At 62.6% G+C, this 21,131-nt stretch carries 19 protein-coding genes and 1 riboswitch; of the genes, 17 read left to right on the forward strand and 2 right to left on the reverse strand.

What is annotated here, in order from left to right:
- Positions 1-109 precede the first annotated feature (109 nt).
- The 5 genes from KI237_RS07335 to KI237_RS07355 all read left to right on the forward strand — a co-directional run bounded on the left by KI237_RS07335 (position 110) and on the right by KI237_RS07355 (position 4,689).
- Positions 110-1,168 (forward strand): DUF2066 domain-containing protein, encoded by a 1,059-nt coding sequence (locus tag KI237_RS07335; RefSeq protein WP_212799390.1) that lies wholly within the window; start codon positions 110-112, stop codon positions 1,166-1,168.
- A 32-nt stretch (positions 1,169-1,200) separates the two neighbouring features.
- Positions 1,201-2,274 carry an AI-2E family transporter gene (locus tag KI237_RS07340; RefSeq protein WP_212799391.1) on the forward strand — a complete coding sequence of 358 codons (1,074 nt, stop codon included), beginning with the start codon at positions 1,201-1,203 and terminating at the stop codon, positions 2,272-2,274.
- 169 nt (positions 2,275-2,443) lie between these two features.
- On the forward strand, positions 2,444-3,148 hold the full coding sequence (gene hda / locus KI237_RS07345) for a DnaA regulatory inactivator Hda (RefSeq protein ID WP_003178999.1): 705 nt from the start codon (positions 2,444-2,446) through the stop codon (positions 3,146-3,148).
- Between the two features lie 212 nt (positions 3,149-3,360).
- Entirely contained in the window at positions 3,361-3,987 is a 627-nt protein-coding gene (locus KI237_RS07350) for a C40 family peptidase (protein WP_212799392.1), read from the forward strand.
- A 165-nt stretch (positions 3,988-4,152) separates the two neighbouring features.
- Positions 4,153-4,689: a C40 family peptidase gene (locus KI237_RS07355; protein WP_135846747.1), complete on the forward strand. Its 537-nt coding sequence runs from the start codon at positions 4,153-4,155 to the stop codon at positions 4,687-4,689.
- Positions 4,690-4,820: 131 nt separating this feature from the next.
- On the opposite strand, the gene KI237_RS07360 is transcribed toward KI237_RS07355, so the two are convergent.
- Both KI237_RS07360 and KI237_RS07365 read right to left on the reverse strand, forming a co-directional pair.
- Positions 4,821-6,131: a PQQ-dependent sugar dehydrogenase gene (locus KI237_RS07360; RefSeq protein ID WP_212799393.1), complete on the reverse strand. Its 1,311-nt coding sequence runs from the start codon at positions 6,129-6,131 to the stop codon at positions 4,821-4,823.
- A 241-nt stretch (positions 6,132-6,372) separates the two neighbouring features.
- Positions 6,373-6,957: a hypothetical protein gene (locus tag KI237_RS07365; protein ID WP_212799394.1), complete on the reverse strand. Its 585-nt coding sequence runs from the start codon at positions 6,955-6,957 to the stop codon at positions 6,373-6,375.
- A gap of 149 nt (positions 6,958-7,106) precedes the next feature.
- A riboswitch (cobalamin riboswitch) is annotated at positions 7,107-7,315 on the forward strand.
- An 82-nt stretch (positions 7,316-7,397) separates the two neighbouring features.
- Between KI237_RS07365 and cobO the strand changes: the two genes are divergently transcribed.
- The 12 genes from cobO to KI237_RS07425 all read left to right on the forward strand — a co-directional run bounded on the left by cobO (position 7,398) and on the right by KI237_RS07425 (position 21,054).
- Positions 7,398-8,024, forward strand: coding sequence for a cob(I)yrinic acid a,c-diamide adenosyltransferase (gene cobO / locus KI237_RS07370; protein ID WP_212799395.1), 627 nt, complete (start codon positions 7,398-7,400; stop codon positions 8,022-8,024).
- A gap of 11 nt (positions 8,025-8,035) precedes the next feature.
- A complete protein-coding gene (locus KI237_RS07375) occupies positions 8,036-9,505 on the forward strand; it encodes a cobyrinic acid a,c-diamide synthase CobB (RefSeq protein ID WP_502937107.1) in 1,470 nt (489 codons plus the stop codon).
- On the forward strand, positions 9,502-10,152 hold the full coding sequence (gene bluB / locus KI237_RS07380) for a 5,6-dimethylbenzimidazole synthase (protein WP_212799396.1): 651 nt from the start codon (positions 9,502-9,504) through the stop codon (positions 10,150-10,152). The genes KI237_RS07375 and bluB overlap by 4 nt, the downstream gene beginning before the upstream one ends.
- A complete protein-coding gene (gene cbiB / locus KI237_RS07385) occupies positions 10,149-11,057 on the forward strand; it encodes an adenosylcobinamide-phosphate synthase CbiB (protein WP_212799397.1) in 909 nt (302 codons plus the stop codon). The genes bluB and cbiB overlap by 4 nt, the downstream gene beginning before the upstream one ends.
- Complete coding sequence (gene cobD, locus KI237_RS07390; protein ID WP_212799398.1) at positions 11,050-12,042, forward strand: threonine-phosphate decarboxylase CobD; 993 nt, start codon at positions 11,050-11,052, stop codon at positions 12,040-12,042. The genes cbiB and cobD overlap by 8 nt, the downstream gene beginning before the upstream one ends.
- Positions 12,039-13,490, forward strand: a complete 1,452-nt coding sequence (locus KI237_RS07395) for a cobyric acid synthase (RefSeq protein ID WP_212799399.1) — start codon at positions 12,039-12,041, stop codon at positions 13,488-13,490. Before cobD ends, KI237_RS07395 begins: the two co-directional genes overlap by 4 nt.
- Positions 13,491-13,640: 150 nt before the next feature.
- A complete protein-coding gene (gene cobU, locus KI237_RS07400; protein WP_212799400.1) occupies positions 13,641-14,162 on the forward strand; it encodes a bifunctional adenosylcobinamide kinase/adenosylcobinamide-phosphate guanylyltransferase in 522 nt (173 codons plus the stop codon).
- Positions 14,159-15,214, forward strand: a complete 1,056-nt coding sequence (gene cobT / locus KI237_RS07405; RefSeq protein ID WP_212799401.1) for a nicotinate-nucleotide--dimethylbenzimidazole phosphoribosyltransferase — start codon at positions 14,159-14,161, stop codon at positions 15,212-15,214. Before cobU ends, cobT begins: the two co-directional genes overlap by 4 nt.
- The gene (gene cobC, locus KI237_RS07410) at positions 15,211-15,786 is read left to right on the forward strand and encodes an alpha-ribazole phosphatase family protein (RefSeq protein ID WP_212799402.1); all 576 of its coding nucleotides are present in this window, start codon (positions 15,211-15,213) and stop codon (positions 15,784-15,786) included. The genes cobT and cobC overlap by 4 nt, the downstream gene beginning before the upstream one ends.
- A 2-nt stretch (positions 15,787-15,788) precedes the next feature.
- A complete protein-coding gene (locus KI237_RS07415; protein WP_212799403.1) occupies positions 15,789-16,520 on the forward strand; it encodes an adenosylcobinamide-GDP ribazoletransferase in 732 nt (243 codons plus the stop codon).
- Positions 16,521-16,716: 196 nt separating this feature from the next.
- Positions 16,717-18,681 carry a hypothetical protein gene (locus KI237_RS07420; protein ID WP_212799404.1) on the forward strand — a complete coding sequence of 655 codons (1,965 nt, stop codon included), beginning with the start codon at positions 16,717-16,719 and terminating at the stop codon, positions 18,679-18,681.
- Positions 18,682-18,852: 171 nt separating this feature from the next.
- Positions 18,853-21,054 carry an autotransporter outer membrane beta-barrel domain-containing protein gene (locus KI237_RS07425; protein ID WP_212799405.1) on the forward strand — a complete coding sequence of 734 codons (2,202 nt, stop codon included), beginning with the start codon at positions 18,853-18,855 and terminating at the stop codon, positions 21,052-21,054.
- Positions 21,055-21,131: the final 77 nt, after the last annotated feature.

Below are 21,131 nucleotides of genomic sequence, written 5' to 3' on the forward strand. Positions count from 1 at the left end.
GTGCGAAACTTCCACCGGGTGTGTGAATGTTTTGCCGGGTGCTGTGGTCACAGCCATGCTCAATCTTCTTCACACGGCCTGTTCCAGCCGTTATGTCCGGGAATCTTCCATGCGTTTTTTCAAATTCTTGTCCGTGAGCTGCTTGTCGCTGATCAGCCTGGCGAGCCATGCCGAAACCGTCAATGGTCTCTATCAGGTGCTCGAACCGGTTGCCAGCCAGACACCAGAGGAGCGCAACCAGGCGACGCAGCGCGCCCTGGATACGCTGGTGCTGCGCCTGACCGGCGACGCCAAGGCTGCCCAGAATCCCGGGTTGGCGGCGCTGCGCCAGGACCCGCAGCAGATCATTCTTCAATATGGCTACGACGCGGGTCCGCCGGAAAGCCTCAAAGTGGACTTCGATCCGGCGAGCACCGACCGGGCATTGCGTTCGGCAGGGTTGTCGCTGTGGAGCGCGAACCGCCCATCGATCCTGGGCTGGTGGCTGAACGACTCGGTCGAGGGCTCCAGCCTGGTGGGCGATGGCCAGGCCAGCGCCTCGCCATTGCGGCGTGCCGCCCAGCATCGGGGGCTGGCATTGCACCTGCCGCTGGCGGACTTGAGCGAGCAGATCGTTGCCACCGCACCTAACCTGGAAGGCAGCGACCCGGCGCCTTTGCGTGATGCCTCGGAGCGCTACGCGACAGACGCCTTGCTGGCGGTCCATGCCAAGGAAGAGGGCGGACAGTGGCACGGCACCTGGCGCTTGTGGCTGGGCGATCAACGCGAGCAGGGCACTGCCCAGGGTGCCAATCCTGCGGCCCTGGCCGACGCGGTCATGCTCGCGGTGAGCCAGCGCCTGGCGCCGCGTTTCGTCACCAAGCCGGGCGTGGCCACCGAGCAACTGCTGGAAGTGCAGGGCATGAATCTGGAGCGTTACGCGGCACTTGGACACCTGCTCGAACCGTTCGGTGGGCAGTTGCAGCGGGTTGAAGGCGACCGGATCGTCTATCGGGTCAACGGCAGTGCCGAACAACTGAAGGCGCAGTTGGCCCTGGCGAAACTGCAGGAGATCCCGCCTGGCGAGGCCGTCGCGCCAGTGCCAGTGGCGCCGCCCGCTGCCGATGGCTCGGCCCCGGTTGCGGCACCTGTGCCGGCGCCGGCAGCCAATCTGCGGTTCCGCTGGTAGGTTTTCTTTCTTTATATAGCTAGGAGTGGTTCATGGGCGATACGCGGCGTTGGTTCTGGTTGGGCGGGGTTGCCCTGCTGATTGCGCTTATCTATTTGCTGCATCCGATCCTGACGCCGTTCCTGGTTGCGCTGCTGTTGGCCTATCTGTTCGACCCGGTGGTGGATCGCCTGGAAAAACTCGGCCTGTCGCGGACCTGGGGCGTGGTGACGGTGTTTGCGCTGTTCACCTTGATTGTGAGCGCACTGTTGCTGGTGCTGATCCCGATGCTCGCCAAGCAACTGGTGCGCCTGTACGAATTGGCGCCGCAGATGCTCGATTGGTTGCAGCACAGCGCGGTGCCGTGGGTGCAGTCGAAGCTGGGGTTGGCGGACGGTTTCTGGAAGTTCGACAAGGTCAAGGCGGCTATCAGCGAGCACATGGGCCAGACCACCGACATCGTCGGCGTGGTGTTGAGCCAGGCCACGGCCTCGGGCCTGGCGTTGATCGGCTGGCTGGCGAACCTGGTGTTGATTCCGGTCGTGGCCTTCTATCTGCTGCGGGACTGGGACCTGATGATGGCGAAGATCCGCAGTCTGTTGCCGCGTCACCGTGAAGAACGCATCATGACCTTGACCTTCGAATGCCACGAAGTGTTGGGGGCGTTCGTACGCGGGCAGTTGCTGGTAATGGTGGCCCTTGGGTTTATCTACGCGGCCGGGCTGATGCTGGTGGGGTTGGAGCTGGGGTTGTTGATCGGCATGATCGCCGGCCTGGCCGCCATCGTGCCGTACATGGGTTTTGTGATTGGTATTGGCGCGGCATTGATCGCCGGATTGTTCCAGTTCGGCGGCGACCTGTACCCGATGGTGGGCATCGTCGCGGTGTTCATGGTCGGTCAGGCCCTGGAGGGCATGGTCCTGACACCGCTGCTGGTGGGCGATCGTATTGGCCTGCATCCGGTGGCGGTGATCTTCGCGATCCTGGCGGGGGGCGAGTTGTTCGGCTTCACCGGGATCCTGCTGGCACTGCCGGTGGCGGCGGTGATCATGGTGCTGGTGCGTCATATGCACGATTTGTACAAGGATTCGGACATCTATAGCGGCGCCGAAGACCCTGATCTGTAGGGCGAATGGCCGGCGGGCTGCCAGGGAAACTGACGCTGCGTGCCCTTGCCGCTGCAAACCTTTGATTTTGCTCGTGGTCCGGCGCATTGTGCGGTCCGCGCCACGGGTATAAACTTTGCGCACTTTACACAGAGGCCACTAACGGTTCCTTGGGAACTGTTCAGTCAGCATGAAACCGATTCAGCTGCCCCTAGGTGTGCGTCTGCGTGATGACGCCACCTTTATCAATTACTACCCAGGCGCCAATGCCGCAGCACTCGGCTATGTCGAGCGGCTTTGCGAAGCCGACGCCGGCTGGACCGAAAGCCTGATCTATCTGTGGGGCAAGGACGGGGTAGGGCGCACGCACCTGTTGCAGGCCGCGTGCCTGCGGTTCGAGCAATTGGGCGAACCTGCGGTGTACCTGCCGTTGGCCGAGTTGCTCGATCGCGGCGTTGAAATCCTCGACAACCTTGAGCAGTACGAACTGGTCTGCCTGGACGATCTCCAGGCCGTGGCCGGCAAGGCTGATTGGGAAGAAGCGCTGTTTCATCTGTTCAATCGGTTGCGCGACAGCGGTCGGCGCTTGCTGATCGCCGCATCGACGTCGCCACGGGAGCTGCCGGTGAAGCTGGCGGACCTCAAGTCCCGCCTCACCCTGGCGCTGATCTTCCAGATGCGCCCGCTGTCCGACGAAGACAAGCTCCGTGCCTTGCAACTGCGCGCTTCTCGGCGTGGCCTGCACCTGACCGACGAAGTCGGGCATTTCATCCTCACCCGCGGTACCCGCAGCATGAGCGCCTTGTTCGAGCTGCTCGAACGCCTCGATCAGGCCTCACTCCAGGCCCAGCGCAAGCTGACTATTCCTTTTTTGAAAGAAACCCTGGGCTGGTAGAACCGTTGTCTGTAGTGGCTCTTAGCCTCTTCTGGACGCGGCGAAACCCGCGGTCCTGCTGGGTTGCAGGCCACGTGACATTCAAAATGGGCTTAAGCGCTTAGATGTAAACGTAAAACCGAGAAGTCACATTTGCATCGATTGAATTTGCAAATGAGGTTGATAGAGGGCATAGTCTCGCCATCTTTACTACTTCAGCCACGGTCGTGCCCATGCTAAATCGCTTCGCACCCCTCGTGCCTCTCGCACTCGTTACCCTGTTGTTCGGTTGCGCTGCCCACTCCCCAGTGTCCCAGCAAGTACAACAACCACAGGTCCAGAACACCGTTACCGCCCAGTCTTCCTCGGTTTCCTTCCAGGAAGAAATGGCCAACGACAAGGAGCTGGCAGCTTTCGCCGGCAACAAGCCTTATCAGCTTCCCGTGCTGGCTGACAGCATCCTGGAACGTGGCATGTCGTTGATCGGTACCCGCTACCGTTTTGGTGGTACCTCTGAAGCCGGCTTCGATTGCAGTGGTTTCATCGGTTATCTGTTTCGCGAAGAGGCCGGCATGAACCTGCCACGTTCCACTCGCGAAATGATCAACGTGAACGCCCCTCTGGTGGCTCGCAACCAACTTGAGCCCGGTGACCTGCTGTTCTTCAGTACCAGCGGTCGTCGCGGTCGCGTCAGTCACGCCGGTATCTACCTGGGCGACAACCAGTTCATCCATTCCAGCAGCCGCCGCAGCGGTGGCGTGCGGATCGACAGCCTGGGCGACAGCTACTGGAACAAGACCTTCATCGAAGCCAAGCGCGCCCTCGCCATGGCACCGACTGTGGTCACTGCTCGCAAGTAAGCACACAGTTTGTAAGGCAAACTTAAAGTCTTACTTGAAGTTTGCTGCATAGCCGCTAGAATCCTAGATCATTGATTGATGGCAATCCGCCTGCGTACTCCGCAGGCGGATTTGTTTTCATGCCCACGGCAGAAAAGCCGCATCCAGATCAGGATTGTTCTGCATATGTCGACGTCGGCCCGCCTCGCTCTCATCTGTCTCGCCGCGCTGCTCAGCGCCTGCGCCAGCCGTACTCCACCGCCACCCGCACCGGTACGGGCGCCGGTAGTCTTTGCGCCCTCGCAAGCTTTTTCCCCGGCCGCCGAAGATGTGCTCTTCCGTGCCTTGGGGTTGGTGGGCACGCCGTATCGCTGGGGCGGAAATACACCGGACTCGGGTTTTGATTGCAGTGGCCTGATCGGCTACGTCTACCGTGACGCCGCCGGCATTTCCCTGCCGCGTTCCACTCGCGAAATGATCGGCATGCGCGCCCCGAGCGTTGGCAAGGAAGCCTTGCAAACGGGTGATCTGATCTTCTTCGCCACCAACGGCGGCTCCCAGGTCAGTCATGCCGGGATCTATGTCGGGGAGGGCCGCTTTGTCCATGCGCCGGCCACCGGCGGTACGGTCAAGCTCGACAGCCTGTCCAAGGCCTATTGGCAGAAAGCCTATCTGAGCGCCAAGCGGGTGCTGCAGCCGGAGCATCTGGCGCGTAATCCCTGATGTGTTGCCCTGATTTGTGGGAGCAAAGCTTGCTCGCGAAACAGGCGCCTCGATCTCTGAAAGACCGCATCGCCTTCATCGCGGGCAAGCCTTGTTCCCACAGATTCCCTCGCCACAAGGGTGTGTAGGTATTATTTAGCCGATACCCGCCAAATCTTGTTCCCCACATCATCAGCCACCAACAACCCGCCCTGCTTGTCGATCACCACGCCCACTGGCCGGCCCTGGGCTTTTTCGTCAGCGTTCAGGAAGCCGGTCAATACATCCACCGGTTGTCCCACCGGTTTACCGCCGTTGAACGGTACGAAAATCACCTTATACCCACTGTGGGGCTTGCGGTTCCAAGAGCCATGCTGCCCGATGAACGCACCTTCGGTGAACGGCGCGGGTAAGGCGCTGCCTTCAGCGAAAGTCAGGCCCAGTGAGGCGGTGTGGGGGCCGATGGCGTAGTCCGGGGCGATGGCCTTGGCCACCAGGGCCGGGTTCTGTGGTTCGACCCGGACATCGACGTTCTGTCCATAGTAGCTGTAGGGCCAACCATAGAAGGCCCCGTCCTTGACCGACGTGATGTAGTCCGGCACCAGGTCGCTGCCGATCTCATCTCGCTCGTTCACCGCTGTCCAGAGCGCACCGCTGCGGGGTTCCCAAGCCAGGCCGTTGGGGTTGCGCAGGCCCGAGGCGAAGATACGGTGATTGCCGCTGGCGCGGTCCACTTCCCAGATGGCGGCGCGACCTTCTTCGGCCTCCATGCCGTTTTCCGCAACGTTACTGTTCGAGCCGGTGGTGACGTACAGCTTGCTGCCGTCGCGGCTGGCGATGACGTTCTTGGTCCAGTGATGGTTGATGGTCCCACCTGGCAAATCGACGACCTTGGTCGGCTGTGCGGTGATCTGTGTGTCGCCTTCCTTATAGGGGAAGCGGATCAGCCGGTCGGTGTCGGCCACGTACAGGTCATTACCCACCAGGGTCATGCCGAACGGCGAGTTGAGGTTTTCCAGGAACACCGTGCGGGTTTCGGCGATGCCGTCATGATTGGTATCGCGCAACAGTGTGATGCGGTTGGGGCTGGGCACTCCGGCGCCGGCGCGGCCCATGACTTTTTTCATCACCCAGCCACGGATGCCCTTGGCGTCGTCCGGCTTGGGCGGGGCGTTGGTTTCGGCCACCAGCACATCGCCATTGGGCAGTACGTAGAGCCAGCGTGGATGGTCCAGGCCCTCGGCGAATGCGCCCACTTGCAGGCCCGGGGCCGCGGTCGGCTTGGCACCTTGCGGCCAGCCGATGGCTTCGGCGATGTTGACGGTGGGGATCAGGGTCTTGTTCGGCTCGGGCAGTTTCGGCGCCGGGCCGGTGCCGTCGGACACTTGCAAGGTGGAAGATTCGCCACAGGCGGCGAGCCCGACGGCAAGGGCGAGGATCAATAGATGAGGTGGCTTGAGCATGCTGGCTTCCCTATGAATGCACGTGGTTATTCATAGAGGAGCGTAGACGCGCGATGGTTCAACCTTGGGTCGCCCTGTCAGCCGGGCAAGATGGCCTGTGGTGTATCTGGATTTTGCGCATGCTGGAAATCCAGTGTGGGAGCGAGCTTGCTCGCGATAGCGGTGCCGCAGCTGGCGAAGAGGTTGAATGTGCTGGCCTCCTCGCGAACGAGCTCGCTCCCACAGTTCCTTGCTAAAGGAATCAACCGTGGGCCTGTTTGAACAGCACCGCAATGCCAGGATGGTAATGACCGGCTTCATTGCGCAACTTGCGGTAGGCGTAAGGGAAATACCAGGCCACGGCGCAGGTGTTTTCCTTCTGCAGGTCGTCGAGCATGTCCTGCAGTTCTTCGGGCGTGGCGCTTTGCTGGGCTTTTTGCGGCGAGACGAACAGGCAACCAAGCTTCAAGTCGCTGGCATAGCTGATGCGCTTGGCATCGCTGGTGGCTTCCAGTAGCGGCTGGGTCAGGTTCAGGTGGTTGACCTTGGGCCAGCGCTGGGTGGCCTGGATGAAGGCACGCTCCTCGGTGCTGGCAATGAACAGGTCGGCGCTGACATTGCGCTCACCTTCTTCATTCTGTTTTCGGGTCGGGGCGTGTTGCAGCGTGACCATCTCGGCCATCCACGCCGCAGCCGACAGCAATCCGAGGTTGGCCTTTTCATCGTACCAGTAAGGTGTGTCGTTATCGCCGCGTAGGGCGTTGTAGCGATCGATGCAGTCAAACCAGCGCTCCAGCATCGGGCGCAGGAATTCCAGCTTCGGATTGCTGATAATCATGCCTTGCATGCTTTTTGCCCTCTTATTCTTGTGATATCGGGGTAGTGTCTATTTGATATCACTTGCCGCAGCCTGACACAAGATTGGCGTCGCTTTATTGATCCGGGCCAATGACCGGTGAACCAGCTTTAATTGACGCTCCACCCCCAACCCTCTAACCTTCGCCGCTTGTTTCAGGTGCTTTGTGGCTATGGCCGACAAAGTGAAACAGGGAAGCCGGTGAGTGCACACGAACCCGGCGCTGCCCCCGCAACGGTAAATGAGTCAAGGCTGCCATCACGCCACTGTGTCATCGACATGGGAAGGCGCGCAGTCCGGCACCACGCCGCTCATGAGCCCGGAGACCGGCCTGATTCATCCAACGGCGTCACGGTGGGCGATGCCAGGCTTTGTTGCCGTCCTTTTTTGTGCCCGCCCGCCGTTATTCCATTCCAACGGAGGCTTCCCCCATGTCCGGTTCACCCAACAGCGACGCGCCCGATCGCGACGAACGCCACCTGGCGCGCATGCTGCGCAAGAAGGCCGTGATCGACGAGCGCATCGCCAACTCGCCGAATGAATGCGGCCTGCTGCTGGTGCTGACCGGCAACGGCAAGGGCAAGAGCAGCTCGGCGTTCGGCATGTTGGCCCGGGCCATGGGCCACGGCATGCAATGCGGTGTGGTGCAGTTCATCAAGGGGCGTAACAGCACGGGCGAAGAGTTGTTTTTCCGCCGTTTCCCGGAGCAGGTGCGCTTTCACGTCATGGGCGAAGGTTTCACCTGGGAAACCCAGGATCGCCAGCGCGACATCGCCGCCGCCGAAGCCGCCTGGGCGGTATCGCGCCAGTTGCTCAGCGATCCGTCCATCGGCCTGGTGGTGCTCGACGAGTTGAACATTGCCCTCAAGCACGGTTATCTCGACTTGGATCAGGTGCTGAGCGATCTGCAGGCACGCCCACCGATGCAGCACGTGGTGGTGACCGGTCGCGGCGCCAAGCCCGAGATGATCGAGCTGGCCGACACCGTCACTGAAATGGGCATGATCAAGCACGCGTTCCAGGCGGGTATCAAGGCGCAGAAAGGCGTCGAACTGTGAGCGATCCCGCCATGACCAGCCGCCACTGTCCGGCGGTGCTGATCGCAGCGCCGGCCTCGGGCCAGGGCAAGACCACCGTCACTGCGGCGCTGGCCCGCTTGCATCGCAACCAGGGACGCAAGGTGCGCGTATTCAAATGCGGCCCGGACTTCCTCGACCCGATGATCCTGGAGCGGGCCAGTGGCGCGCCGGTCTATCAATTGGACATGTGGATGGTCGGTGAGCAGGAAAGTCGCCGGCTGTTGTGGGAAGCCGCCGCCGAAGCGGACCTGATCCTGATCGAAGGGGTCATGGGGCTGTTCGACGGCACCCCGTCGAGCGCCGACCTGGCGCGGCATTTTGGCGTGCCGGTGCTGGCGGTGATCGACGGCACGGCCATGGCCCAGACCTTCGGCGCCTTGGCCCTGGGCCTGGCGCGTTATCAACCCGACCTGCCGTTCGCCGGGGTCTTGGCCAACCGGGTCGGCACCTTGCGCCACGCGCAATTGCTCGAAGGCAGCCTGACCGAAGGCTTGCGCTGGTACGGCGCGCTGTCCCGGGAAACCGGCATTGAATTGCCCAGCCGTCACCTCGGGTTGGTCCAGGCCAGCGAGTTGAACGACTTGGACGTGCGCCTCGATGCGGCCGCCGATGCCCTGGCCGGCAGTTGCGAAGTGGCGCTGCCGCCAGCGGTGGAGTTCGCCGCGCCCGAGGTGATCGCCGTTGAGCCGTGGCTCGCCGGGGTGCGCATCGCTGTGGCCCGTGACGAAGCGTTTGCCTTCACCTATGGCGCCAGCCTCGATCTGCTGCGGGCCATGGGCGCGCAGTTGAGCTTCTTTTCGCCGATTCATGACAGCGAACTGCCCGAGGCGGACAGCCTTTACCTGCCTGGTGGTTATCCGGAGCTGCACCATGTTGCGCTTGCCGGGAACGCGCCGATGCTGGCGGCGATCCGTGCCCATCACGCCGCCGATAAACCGTTGCTCGCCGAATGCGGCGGCATGTTGTATCTGCTCGATTCATTAACCGACGTCGACGGCACCCGCGCCGAACTGCTCGGCTTGCTGGCCGGTGATGCGCAGATGCAAAAGCGTCTGGCGGCCCTGGCGCTGCAAGCGGTGGATTTACCGGAAGGCGCCTTGCGTGGGCACACCTACCATCATTCCCTGACCAGCACCGAACTTGAACCGATTGCCCGTGGCCATAGCCCCAACGGCGGGCGGGGGGCGGAAGCGGTGTTCCGGCAGGGGCGGATGACGGCTTCTTATGTGCACTTTTATTTTCCGTCGAATCCGCGGGCGATTGCGGCGTTGTTTGCGCCCGACCTTGAGGGCGCCTTCGCGAGCAGGCTCGCTCCCACAGGGGACCGAGTTGGGCAGGAAATGTCGGGAGCTCCTCAACCCTTTAAGGGGGACCTTGAGGGCGCCTTCGCGAGCAAGCTCGCTCCCACAGGGGATTGCGATTCAAATGTGGGAGCGAGCTTGCTCGCGAAGCGGTCATGACCGACAACGCCTTTGCCCCGGCCGAACGCGAAGCGGTCTATCGCGCCATCGCCGAGCGCCGCGACATGCGCCACTTCACCGGTGGCACGGTTGAGCCGGCCTTGCTGCGCCGCCTGCTGGAAGCTGCGCACCAGGCCCCCAGCGTCGGTCTCATGCAACCGTGGCGATTCATCCGCATCAGTGACCGTGCCTTGCGTGGACAGATCCGCGAACTGGTGGAGCAAGAACGCATTCGCACCGCCGAGGCCTTGGGTGAGCGCAGCGATGAGTTCATGAAGCTCAAGGTCGAGGGCATCGACGACTGCGCCGAAGTGCTGGTGGCGGCGTTGATGGAGGACCGCGAGCGGCACATCTTCGGTCGCCGGACCTTGCCGGAAATGGACCTGGCGTCGCTGTCCTGCGCGATCCAGAACCTGTGGTTGGCTTCCCGCGCCGAAGGGTTGGGGATGGGCTGGGTGTCGCTGTTCGAACCCCAGGCCCTGGCCGACCTGCTGGGCCTGCCCGCCGGGGCCAAGCCGCTGGCGATCCTTTGCCTGGGCCCGGTCGAGGGTTTTTATCCGGCACCGATGCTCGCCCTGGAAGGTTGGGCGCAACCGCGCCCGCTCAATGAACTGCTGTATGAAAACCATTGGGGAGTGAGCCCATGAGCGTGGCGTTGCTCAGTGCCGCCGCAGTGGCGCTGGATGCGCTGCTGGGCGAGCCACGACGCTGGCATCCGCTGGTGGCGTTCGGCGGTTTTGCCGATCGCATCGAACAACGTTTCAATTCCGGCGGACGCGGTTGGCGCAGCCATGGGGTGACGGCATGGATCATCGCCGTGGTGCCGTTGACCTTGCTCGCCACGGCCCTTTCGTGGGCGCCGATGGTGGGCTGGCTGGTGGAGATCCTCGCCTTGTACTGTGCCCTCGGCCTGCGCAGCCTCGGTGAGCATGTCGAGCCGGTGGCGCGGGCGTTGCGCAGCGGTGATCTGGACGAGGCGCGCCAGCGTGTCGGCTATCTGGTCAGCCGGGAAACGGCTGAACTGGATGAAACCGCCGTGGCCCGCGCCGCCACCGAGTCGGTGTTGGAAAACGGCAGCGACGCGGTGTTCGCCGCGCTGTTCTGGTTCGCCGTGGCCGGTGCGCCCGGGGTGGTGTTGTACCGCCTGAGCAATACCCTCGACGCCATGTGGGGTTATCGCAATGAACGCTTCGAGCGCTTTGGCTGGGCCGCAGCGAAAATCGACGACGTGCTCAACTACATTCCGGCGCGCCTGGTGGCGTTGACCTACGCGCTGCTCGGCAAAACCCGCCTGGCGCTCAAGTGCTGGCGCAGCCAGGGGCCGACCTGGGACAGCCCCAACGCTGGGCCGGTGATGGCTGCCGGTGCCGGTGCGTTGGGGGTCGAGCTGGGCGGGGCGGCGGTTTATCACGGCCAGTTGCACCAACGTCCAGCGCTGGGCGAAGGCGTGCCGGCCAGTGCCGACTCCATTGATCGCGGCTGGCAATTGGTCCAGCGCGGGGTATGGTTGTGGTTGCTGATTCTCTGCCTGGGAGCTGAGTTCTATGCTTGAGCACGGCGGACGCTTGCGCAACGCAGCCCGGCAATACGGCATTGCCGAGGCTGATTGGCTCGACTTGTCCAGCGGCCTGGCGCCTTGGCCGTTCGACGTCCCGGCGATTCCCTTGCGCGCCTGGGCGCGTTTGCCGGAAACCGATGACGGCCTGGAGCAGGCCGCCTGCGATTATTACGGCGCGCTGAATGTGCTGCCGGTGGCCGGTTCGCAGATGGCCATCCAGCTGTTGCCACGCCTGCGCCGGGCCGGCAAGGTCGGCGTCTTGTCGCCCTGTTATGCCGAGCACGCCGAAGCCTGGCGCCGCAGCGGCTACATCGTGCGCGAAGTGCTGGCGTCGGAGGTGGATTTTTTCCTCGACAGCCTCGACGTCCTGGTGGTGGTCAATCCGAATAACCCCACGGGCCTGAGCCTGGAACCCGAGCGCTTGCTGGATTGGCATGCCCGTCTGGCCCAACGCGGTGGCTGGCTGGTGGTGGATGAAGCCTTCATGGACGTCACGCCGTCGCTGAGCCTGGCGGCGCACACCCATCTGGTCGGGCTGATCGTGCTGCGTTCGTTTGGCAAGTTCTTTGGCTTGGCCGGCGTGCGCCTGGGGTTTGTCTTGGCCGAACGCCGCTTGCTCAAATTGCTCGCCGAACAGGTCGGGCCGTGGGCCGTCAGCGGGCCGACCCGGGTATTGGGCCAGGCGTGCCTGCTGGACAGCGACGCCCACGCGAGCCAGCGGCAACGCTGCGAAGCCACCAGCCAACGCCTGGCGCTGATGCTTGAGCGCCACGGCTTCAAGCCCCAGGGCGGTTGCGGATTGTTCCAATGGCTGGTCACCGAGCACGCCCAGGGGCTTCACGATTTCATGGCCCATCGCGGCATTCTCCTGCGGTTGTTCACCAATACCGGCAGCCTGCGCTTCGGACTGCCGGCTGACGACAGTGAATTCCTGCGCCTCGAACAGGCCTTCGAGGCCTACGCCAAGGACATCCAATGACCACAGTGATGGTGCAGGGCACCACCTCTGATGCCGGCAAAAGTACCTTAGTGACGGCGCTGTGCCGCTGGGTCAGGCGCCAGGGTGTGAGCGTGGTGCCGTTCAAGCCGCAGAACATGGCGCTCAACAGCGCGGTGACCGCCGACGGCGGCGAAATCGGTCGCGCCCAGGCGGTGCAGGCCCAGGCCTGCGGGCTTGAACCGCACACCGATATGAACCCGGTGCTGCTCAAGCCCAACAGCGACACTGGCGCCCAGGTGATCATCCATGGCCGCGCCGTCACCACCATGAATGCCGTGGCCTATCACGATTACAAAGCCATCGCGATGCAAGCGGTGCTGGTCTCCCACCAACGCTTGAGCGCGATGTATCCGGTGGTGATGGTGGAAGGCGCGGGCTCGCCGGCGGAGATCAATCTACGTGCCGGCGATATCGCCAACATGGGCTTTGCCGAAGCTGTGGACTGCCCGGTGCTGCTGATCGCCGATATCAATCGCGGTGGCGTGTTCGCTCATCTGGTCGGTACCCTGGAGTTGCTTTCGCCCAGCGAGCAGGCGCGGGTCAAGGGCTTCATCATCAACCGCTTTCGCGGTGACATCGCCTTGCTGCAACCGGGCCTGGATTGGTTGGAAGCGCGCACTGGCAAACCGGTGATCGGCGTGTTGCCTTACGTAATGGACCTGCACCTGGAAGCCGAGGACGGCCTCGACCAACGCCAGGCCGACAAGGCCGAACAAGTGCTCAAGGTGGTGGTGCCGGTGCTGCCGCGCATCAGCAACCACACCGATTTCGATCCGCTGCGCCTGCATCCGCAGGTCGACCTGCAATTCATCGGCCCCGGCCAGCCCATCCCGCCCGCCGACCTGATCATCCTGCCCGGTTCGAAAAGTGTGCGCAGCGACTTGAACTACCTGCGCGCCAACGGCTGGGAAACCGCCCTCCAACGGCACCTGCGCTACGGCGGCAAGTTGCTGGGCATCTGCGGCGGTTTGCAGATGCTCGGCCAGCACGTCCATGACCCGCAGGGGCTGGAAGGCGCGGCGGGGTCCAGCGCCGGGCTGGGTTTGCTGGCTTTCGAAACGACCCTGGAACGTGAGAAGCAACTGCGCAATGTGCGCGGGCGGCTGGCCTTGGAAGACGCCGAGGTCAGCGGCTATGAAATCCACGCTGGCGTGACTAGCGGCCCGGCACTGGAGCACGCGGCGGTGCATCTGGAGGATGGCCGTTGCGACGGCGCCCAGAGCCTCGATGGACAGATTTTCGGCACCTATTTGCATGGGCTGTTCGAGTCGCCCCAGGCCAGCAGCGCGTTGTTGCGTTGGGCCGGGTTGCAGGATGTGCAGGCGGTGGATTACCACGGGTTGCGCGAGCGTGATATCGAGCGGCTGGCGGACTTGGTGGAGCAGCATTTGGATACTGGGTTGTTGCGTGAACTCTGTGGAATTTGAGGTGGCTACACCGGCCTCATCGCGAGCAGGCTCGCTCCCACATTGGATCTCTGATGACCACAGAATTCATGTACACCATAACCCCCTGTGGGAGCGAGCTTGCTCGCGATGAGGCCGACAGCAACACCGCCTATTCGAAAGGTAAAAAACATGCTCCAACTGATCCTCGGTGGCGCCCGCTCCGGCAAGAGTCGCCTGGCGGAAAAACTCGCGACGGATACCCAATTACCCGTGACCTACATCGCCACCAGCCAACCCCTGGACGGCGAGATGAACGAGCGGGTCGCCCAGCATCGCGCCCGCCGTCCGGTGCAATGGGCGCTGGTGGAAGAACCCCTGGCTCTGGCTCGGGTGCTGCGGGACAACGCCGCCGCCGATCGATGCCTGCTGGTCGATTGCCTGACCCTGTGGCTGACCAACCTGCTGATGCTCGACGATCCCGAGCAACTCAATACCGAACGCGAAGCACTGCTGGACTGCCTGGCCGCACTACCCGGTGAAATCATTTTTGTCAGCAACGAGACCGGAATGGGTGTCGTGCCCCTGGGCGAGCTGACTCGCCGTTACGTCGATGAAGCCGGTTGGCTGCATCAAGCTTTGGCCGAACGTTGCCAGCGCGTCGTGTTGACCGTTGCCGGCCTGCCCCTGACTCTCAAAGGTACTGCGTTATGAATCACTGCTGGTGGCTGGACCCCTGCAAGCCCCTCGATACCCAGGCCCTGGAACAGGCCACGGCCCGTCAGCAACAGCTGACCAAGCCGGCCGGCTCCCTCGGGCGCCTGGAGTCGGTGGCGGTGCAACTGGCGGGGCTGCAAGGGCAAGTCAAACCAAGCCTGGATCGGCTGTGGATCGCGATTTTCGCCGGTGATCATGGCGTGGTGGCCGAGGGCGTCTCCGCCTTTCCCCAGGAAGTGACCGGGCAGATGCTGCTCAACTTCGTCAGCGGCGGCGCGGCCATCAGCGTCCTGGCGCGGCAATTGGGCGCGTCCCTGGAAGTGATAGACCTGGGCACCGTGGCGCCTTCGCTGGACCTGCCCGGTGTGCGGCATCTGAATGTCGGGCCTGGCACGGCGAATTTCCTCCAGGGCCCGGCCATGACCGCATCCCAGGGTGAACAAGCCTTGCAAGCCGGACGCGACAGCGTGGCCCGGGCCGTCGCCAGCGGGGCGCAACTGTTCATCGGCGGTGAGATGGGCATCGGCAACACCACGGCCGCCAGCGCCCTGGCCTGCGCCTTGCTCGATTGCCCGGTGGCACAGTTGGTCGGCCCCGGCACGGGCTTGGACGCCGCAGGTGTCAGCCGCAAGGCCCAGGTCATCGAACGTGCCCTGACGCTGCACAGTGCCGAGCGCAACGACCCGTTGCAGACCTTGTTCAACCTCGGTGGTTTTGAAATCGCCGCCTTGGTGGGTGCTTATCTGGCCAGCGCCCAGCAGGGCGTCGCGGTCCTGGTGGACGGTTTTATTTGCAGCGTCGCGGCCCTGGTGGCCGTGCAGCTCAATCCCGCCTGCCGGCCATGGTTGCTGTTCGGCCATCGCGGCGCCGAACCGGGCCATCGTCACGTACTGGAAACCCTCAACGCCGAACCGCTGCTCGACCTGGGCCTGCGTCTGGGCGAGGGCAGTGGCGCGGCGCTGGCGGTGCCGTTGTTGCGCCTGGCCTGTGATCTGCACGGGCAGATGGCGACGTTTGCCGAAGCGGCCGTGGCGGATCGCCCGGCATGACCTTGCACCTGGACCTGCTGCGTCATGGCGAAACCGAACTGGGCGGCGGCTTGCGCGGCAGTCTCGACGATGCCTTGACCGTCAAGGGCTGGGAACAGATGCACGCGGCGGTGGAGCAGGGCGGGCCGTGGGATCGCTTGGTCAGTTCACCATTGCAGCGTTGCGCCCGTTTCGCTGAGCAGCTCGGCGCCCGACTCGGCCTGCCGCTGCACCTGGACAAAGATCTGCAGGAGCTGCATTTCGGTGCCTGGGAAGGCCGCAGCGCGGCGGCGTTGATGGACACCGACGCCCAAGCCTTGGGCCGCTTCTGGGCCGACCCCTACAGTTTCACGCCACCTGATGGTGAGCCGGTGCTGGCGTTCTCCAACCGCGTGCTGGCGGCGGTCGAACGCCTGCACGCGGCCTACGCCGGGCAGCGGGTTTTGCTGGTCAGCCATGGCGGCGTAATGCGCCTGCTGCTGGCCCGGGCCCGAGGCCTGCCTCGCGAACAATTGCTCAATGTCGAAGTCGCCCACGGCGCGTTGTTTTCTCTGCAAGTGTCGTCCGACTCCGTACTGACAGAGGTTGGCTGAAGATGCTGCCATTGTGGATCGCCGTGCAATTTCTCAGCAGCCTGCCGGTGCGCCTGCCGGGCATGCCTGAACCTGAGCAACTGGGTCGTTCGCTGCTGTTCTATCCGTTGGTGGGGCTGCTGTTCGGTGCTTTGCTGTGGCTGCTCAATGCCCTGCTGCTCGGCGCGCCGCCGTTGCTTCATGCCGCGTTGTTGCTGACGGCATGGGTGTTGCTCAGTGGCGGCCTGCACCTGGATGGCCTGGCCGACAGCGCGGACGCCTGGCTCGGTGGTTTCGGTGACCGAGAGCGCACACTGCTGATCATGAAGGACCCGCGCAGCGGGCCGATTGCAGTGATCACGCTGATGTTGGTGCTGTTGCTCAAATTCACCGCGCTGCTGGCGTTGGTCGAGCAGGAGCAGACCTTGGCCTTGATCATCGCGCCGGTGTTGGGGCGTGCCGCGTTGCTCGGGCTGTTCCTCACCACGCCTTATGTGCGTGCCGGCGGGTTGGGGCAGGCGCTGGCCGACCATCTGCCTCGACAGGCCGGTCAGCAGGTGTTGCTGGTGTGTGTATTGGGCTGCGTGGTGGTGGCGGGCTGGGCCGGCCTTTTCGCGCTGCTGGTTGCCTCGGTGGTGTTTGTTGGCTTGCGCCAGATGATGCTGCGCCGGCTGGGGGGCTGCACCGGGGATACCGCCGGGGCGTTGCTGGAGTTGCTCGAGGCGGGGGTGTTGGTGGGGTTGGCGTTGGTCTGATCACGGCTCATCGTGGGCACTGTGCAGATAGCCACCTGTCAACTCTGACAGTTTCGGCCCATCTGAAAAAAGCGCTTACTGCTTGCCAATGCAGAACGGCGGGTGGCGTTCGGTAGTGCCCGGCAGTAACGCTCTGTTTTTCGAACGCATGCGCCATGGGCGTCCGTGGCGATCAGTGTGAACACGGAGAGCAAACATGGCTGGTTCAGATGAGAAAGAGCAGCTTACGGCTAATGAAACCGGCGCCGGCGGGCCCGCGCCGTTGGCGCTTCAGGATCCGGATGTATCAGGTTTCATTATGCCAGGGTTGCCGGTGGGGCTGATTCCCAGGGCTGACCTCGATAGGGGGGTCAGTACGACCATCCAGAGTTGGCCTAACCCGCCGCCGGATGGGGAGACAGACTATTTCCGGCTGCAAATTGCTCGAGCGCAGAGTAATGAGTGGTCCACGGTACAGGAACACTCCTTTTCCGGCGGTGATACCTGGGTGCCGCTGGTATTCACCATTCCCAGTAGTTATTTGCTGGACCCAGAGCACGAAGGTGCTTTCGACCTGCGATACGAACATGAGAATTTTCTTGAAACCCTCGACCACTCCGGCCGTGCTTATATTCATATCGACAAGCTTCCACCCAATGGAGTGATCCCTCCCAATAAAATGGTGTTCGCCTTAACGCCCCCCATCACCGACGCAACCTTTGGCGCGAACGATTATCTGGAAGCGACGATTCCCCCTTGGACAGGTGATCAGACGGCTGTGCAAGTCGCTTTCGGCTGGATTAAAGGTGAGCTACCCGAAGATCCCGACGACATCGATCTGATCGGTCCGCAGCCCATTGCCGCTGGCGGCGGTACGGTACAAATTACCAAGGACAAGTTTGCCGCCGCCGGAGATGGCCGTTGCTGTGGCGGTTACGTGCTGATCGACAAGGCCGGTAACATCAGCGCGCTGTCCAGGTATGAGCTCATGTCGGTCGCCCTGGACCCTTTGCCGATTACGCCATTGATCAAGCCCACGGCGGCGGATGCCACTGGCGGTGAGCTTCTGCGTTCGGACATCGTCCATGGCAATGTGTTGGTCAATGTACCTCGAGTTTCCAATGGCAAGTCCACCGATACGGTGGTGGTGAAATGGGGCTCGCGGGAAATCACGCCGGGCACGCCTGTAGGCAGCAATCCATCAGGGGGGATCAACATTCCCGTGCCTTGGAGTGTGATCTGGGCGGAGTACGGCAGCGCCACCATTGGTGGGGTGGACACGGATCTGTCCTATACCGTGCTGCGCGGGGTAGAGCCTTTTGGCTCAGCATTGGAGACCGTCCGCGTCAACCTTTCCACCACCGGGCCAGTGAACCCGGACCCGGAACCCGGCAACGGCCTATTGAAAGTCGTGACCGTCGTTGGAGACTCGGGTGTGGACAATGAACTGGTCGACACCGATGAAGATCAGGAGGTTTTTGCCAAGATCGAGCTGGTGGCCCCGCTGGTCGACGGCGATACCTATCAAGTCCTGTGGAATGGCACCCCCATCGGTGCCCCCTATGTGATCGACGTGACCAACGACGCGGCGGGGGATGAAATTGAAATTGAACTTGACTGGGATGTCATCCGCGGCGAGGGCCCCAGTGCGACTATGCCGGTCTGGTACGTGTTGACCAATGCGGCCCACCAGAACCCAGAGGAGCCCGCGCAGCGTACTTCGGTGAAGATCGACTTCCTGGTGTTCGACTTGCCGCAAGCTATCCCCCAGCACACCAATACGGCTGGCATCCTGACCTGTAACTCACTGCGCTGGGATGCCACGGGTACTGAGTATGGGATGGAGTACCTGATTCCACCGAGCAGCTATTTGAAGCCAGGCGACGACGTGGTGGTGGAGTGGAAGGCTTATACGGACCATTCCAACCCGGTGGAAATCCCCAGTGCGGCCAAAACCCATACGTTCACCAACATCACCCAGGCGCAGGCCGATAACGGCATTGTCTGGCTCATCGAGCCATATGACACGCATATCCTGCCTCTCTGGCAGAGCGCCAGCGTGCTCGGTAAAGGCGAGGTGAGCTATAGGATCACCGGCAAACCGTATCGGGAAACACCGACCAATACCCGGGTGGGGTTGGCGCAGGGCGAGGGCTCCTGTGAGGTTCCGGATCGTCCTTGAACGTGCATTCCCCCAAGGAACCCACTGTAGGAAAAGGAGTGGTGCCAGGCCCTTTTTCTACAGTGTGCTTCATCAGTTCCAATGGAATGTTCGGACTAATCCTACATACCCCTGCGAAGACGTTCTGTAGCCTGCGCGGCCTTCCGTATTCAATCGCCACAGGGTGCCTGTATGTCCACGCCTAAAGTATTCACGTTGCATCCGCTGTTTCGTGCCTTGAAATTACTGTCCATCCCGCCGTTGTTGCTGGTCGCCGAGGTGGCGTACGCCAGGGTGCTGATTCCGGGTGAAGTGGTGTTCATCGACGGCAGCACCGCCACCGATAACTACGTGTTGAACGGTGAATCGACCTTGAATGCCGAGGGAGCCAATACCCGGGACATTGTCGTTAATAGCTCCACCCTGAACCTTGAACGAAGCAATGTGAACGCAACGGGCGCCAATGGCGTTCATTTGAATTCCGGTCGCGCGACCATTGGCAGCAGCATCATCACCAGCGACCGGGTAGGCCTGGCCGTCAGCCGTGACCCCGCAGGCACCCAAGGCTCGGTCGCGACGGTGAGCGACAGCACCATCGTCGGCGGTACAACGGGCGTTACAGTGACCGACCTGAGCGAACTGACGCTGGTGCGTTCCATCGTCCAGGGCACAGGCGCCAACGCGGCTGGCTTGCGGCTGTTCGGCGGTACGGCCACGGCCACCGACAGCATCATTTCCGGCGCGCGAAATGGCATCGAGATCGGTGGCGATGCCGGCTTGAGTACTCCCGACACCCTGACCCTGAACAATACTCATGTCGAAGGCCTCAACGGCTCGGCCATCGTCGTCGATACGTTGGGCCTGGGGGCAACCACAGCCAATATCTCGGTCAATAATGGCTCCACGCTGTCGGCCAGCAACGGCATCCTGATGGACGTTCGCAGAGGCGCCGAAGGCAATCTTCAGGTCAGCGCCAGCACACTGGTGGGCGATATCGTCGCCGACGACAGCAGCACCGCCAACGTCAACCTGAGCAACGCCGCGACCCTGACGGGCAACCTGGTGAATGTGCAGAACCTGGGCATCGACAGCAACGCCCGTTGGGTCATGGTCGGGGATGGCGAAGTCGAGAACCTGGTCATGAATGGCGGGGCGATCCAGTTCGGTAACCCGGGCGAGTTCTTCAAGTTGACCGTCGACACGCTGTCGGGTAGCGGCGGTACGTTCTACATGCACACCGACTTCACGACCGGCCAGGTCGACACCCTGACCGTGAACGGCGCGGCCACCGGCGACCATACCATCGCCATCGATTCCAGTGGCTCGGAGCCGGTGGGTGCCGGAGCCATCCCGGTGGTGCATATCGGCAGCGGCGACGCGACGTTCAGCTTGGCCGGTGGTGAAGTGGACCTCGGGGCGTATTCCTACGACCTCATCCAACAGGGCAACAACGACTGGTACCTCAATACCGCCTCGCGGACGATCAGCCCGGGCACGCGCTCGGTGATCGCGCTGTTCAACGCCGCGCCTACCGTTTGGTACGGTGAGCTCAGTTCCCTGCGCAGCCGCATGGGCGAAGTGCGCATGGACCATGGCAAGGCCGGTGGCTGGATTCGTGCCTACGGCAACAAGTTCGATGTCAGCGCCAGCTCCGGCGTGGCTTACAAGCAGGTACAGCAGGGGCTGTCGTTCGGCGCGGACGCGCCTTTGCCAATAGGCGATGGTCAGTGGTTGGTGGGCGTGCTCGGCGGCTACAGCAAGTCCGACCTGGATATGAGCCGTGGTACCAGTGCAACCGTCGACAGCTTCTATCTGGGCGCCTACACCACCTGGATCGACGAACACAGTGGCTACTACTTCGACGGCGTACTCAAGTTCAACCGCTTCCAGAACGAGTCCGATGTGCAACTGAGCGACGGTCGCAAGACCAAGGGCGAATACGACAGCCACGCCGTTGGTACTTCCCTGGAATTGGGTCGGCATATCAAGCTGGCGGATGATTATTTCGTCGAGCCGTTCACGCAACTGTCCGGTGTGGTCATCCAGGGCAAGGATTACGACCTGGACAACGGTCTTTCCGCCGAAGGCAGCCGCAGCCACTCGCTGTTGGCCAAGGCCGGGGCCACTGCAGGGCGTAATTTCAAGTGGGACGACAAGGTCGTGCAACCCTACGTTCGCGCTGCCTATGTGCATGAATTTGCCAACAACAACGACGTGAAGGTCAACGACAACCGATTCAACAACGACCTGTCGGGCTCGCGCGGTGAGTTGGGTCTCGGCGTTGCCATGAGTGTGACCGAAAAAGTCTCGATCCATGCCGACTTCGATTACAGCAACGGTAACAAGATCGAACAGCCGTGGGGTGCCAACGTGGGCGTGCGCTATCTCTGGTAGGGCCGGCTGACCGGGCGGGCCTGCCAGGTCGATTCGGCATTTTCCCTTTGCGGCATTCGAGTGTTCATCATGATTTT

Source organism: Pseudomonas sp. St316 (assembly GCF_018325905.1).
In the GTDB taxonomy this organism is placed as follows: domain Bacteria; phylum Pseudomonadota; class Gammaproteobacteria; order Pseudomonadales; family Pseudomonadaceae; genus Aquipseudomonas.

Coding starts and splice junctions, on each gene's coding strand:
- KI237_RS07335 (WP_212799390.1), top strand. CDS start 110: ATGCGTTTTTTCAAATTCTTGTCCGTGAGCTGCTTGTCGCTGATCAGC.
- KI237_RS07340 (WP_212799391.1), top strand. CDS start 1,201: ATGGGCGATACGCGGCGTTGGTTCTGGTTGGGCGGGGTTGCCCTGCTG.
- hda (WP_003178999.1), top strand. CDS start 2,444: ATGAAACCGATTCAGCTGCCCCTAGGTGTGCGTCTGCGTGATGACGCC.
- KI237_RS07350 (WP_212799392.1), top strand. CDS start 3,361: ATGCTAAATCGCTTCGCACCCCTCGTGCCTCTCGCACTCGTTACCCTG.
- KI237_RS07355 (WP_135846747.1), top strand. CDS start 4,153: ATGTCGACGTCGGCCCGCCTCGCTCTCATCTGTCTCGCCGCGCTGCTC.
- KI237_RS07360 (WP_212799393.1), bottom strand. CDS start 6,131: ATGCTCAAGCCACCTCATCTATTGATCCTCGCCCTTGCCGTCGGGCTC.
- KI237_RS07365 (WP_212799394.1), bottom strand. CDS start 6,957: ATGCAAGGCATGATTATCAGCAATCCGAAGCTGGAATTCCTGCGCCCG.
- cobO (WP_212799395.1), top strand. CDS start 7,398: ATGTCCGGTTCACCCAACAGCGACGCGCCCGATCGCGACGAACGCCAC.
- KI237_RS07375 (WP_502937107.1), top strand. CDS start 8,036: ATGACCAGCCGCCACTGTCCGGCGGTGCTGATCGCAGCGCCGGCCTCG.
- bluB (WP_212799396.1), top strand. CDS start 9,502: ATGACCGACAACGCCTTTGCCCCGGCCGAACGCGAAGCGGTCTATCGC.
- cbiB (WP_212799397.1), top strand. CDS start 10,149: ATGAGCGTGGCGTTGCTCAGTGCCGCCGCAGTGGCGCTGGATGCGCTG.
- cobD (WP_212799398.1), top strand. CDS start 11,050: ATGCTTGAGCACGGCGGACGCTTGCGCAACGCAGCCCGGCAATACGGC.
- KI237_RS07395 (WP_212799399.1), top strand. CDS start 12,039: ATGACCACAGTGATGGTGCAGGGCACCACCTCTGATGCCGGCAAAAGT.
- cobU (WP_212799400.1), top strand. CDS start 13,641: ATGCTCCAACTGATCCTCGGTGGCGCCCGCTCCGGCAAGAGTCGCCTG.
- cobT (WP_212799401.1), top strand. CDS start 14,159: ATGAATCACTGCTGGTGGCTGGACCCCTGCAAGCCCCTCGATACCCAG.
- cobC (WP_212799402.1), top strand. CDS start 15,211: ATGACCTTGCACCTGGACCTGCTGCGTCATGGCGAAACCGAACTGGGC.
- KI237_RS07415 (WP_212799403.1), top strand. CDS start 15,789: ATGCTGCCATTGTGGATCGCCGTGCAATTTCTCAGCAGCCTGCCGGTG.
- KI237_RS07420 (WP_212799404.1), top strand. CDS start 16,717: ATGGCTGGTTCAGATGAGAAAGAGCAGCTTACGGCTAATGAAACCGGC.
- KI237_RS07425 (WP_212799405.1), top strand. CDS start 18,853: ATGTCCACGCCTAAAGTATTCACGTTGCATCCGCTGTTTCGTGCCTTG.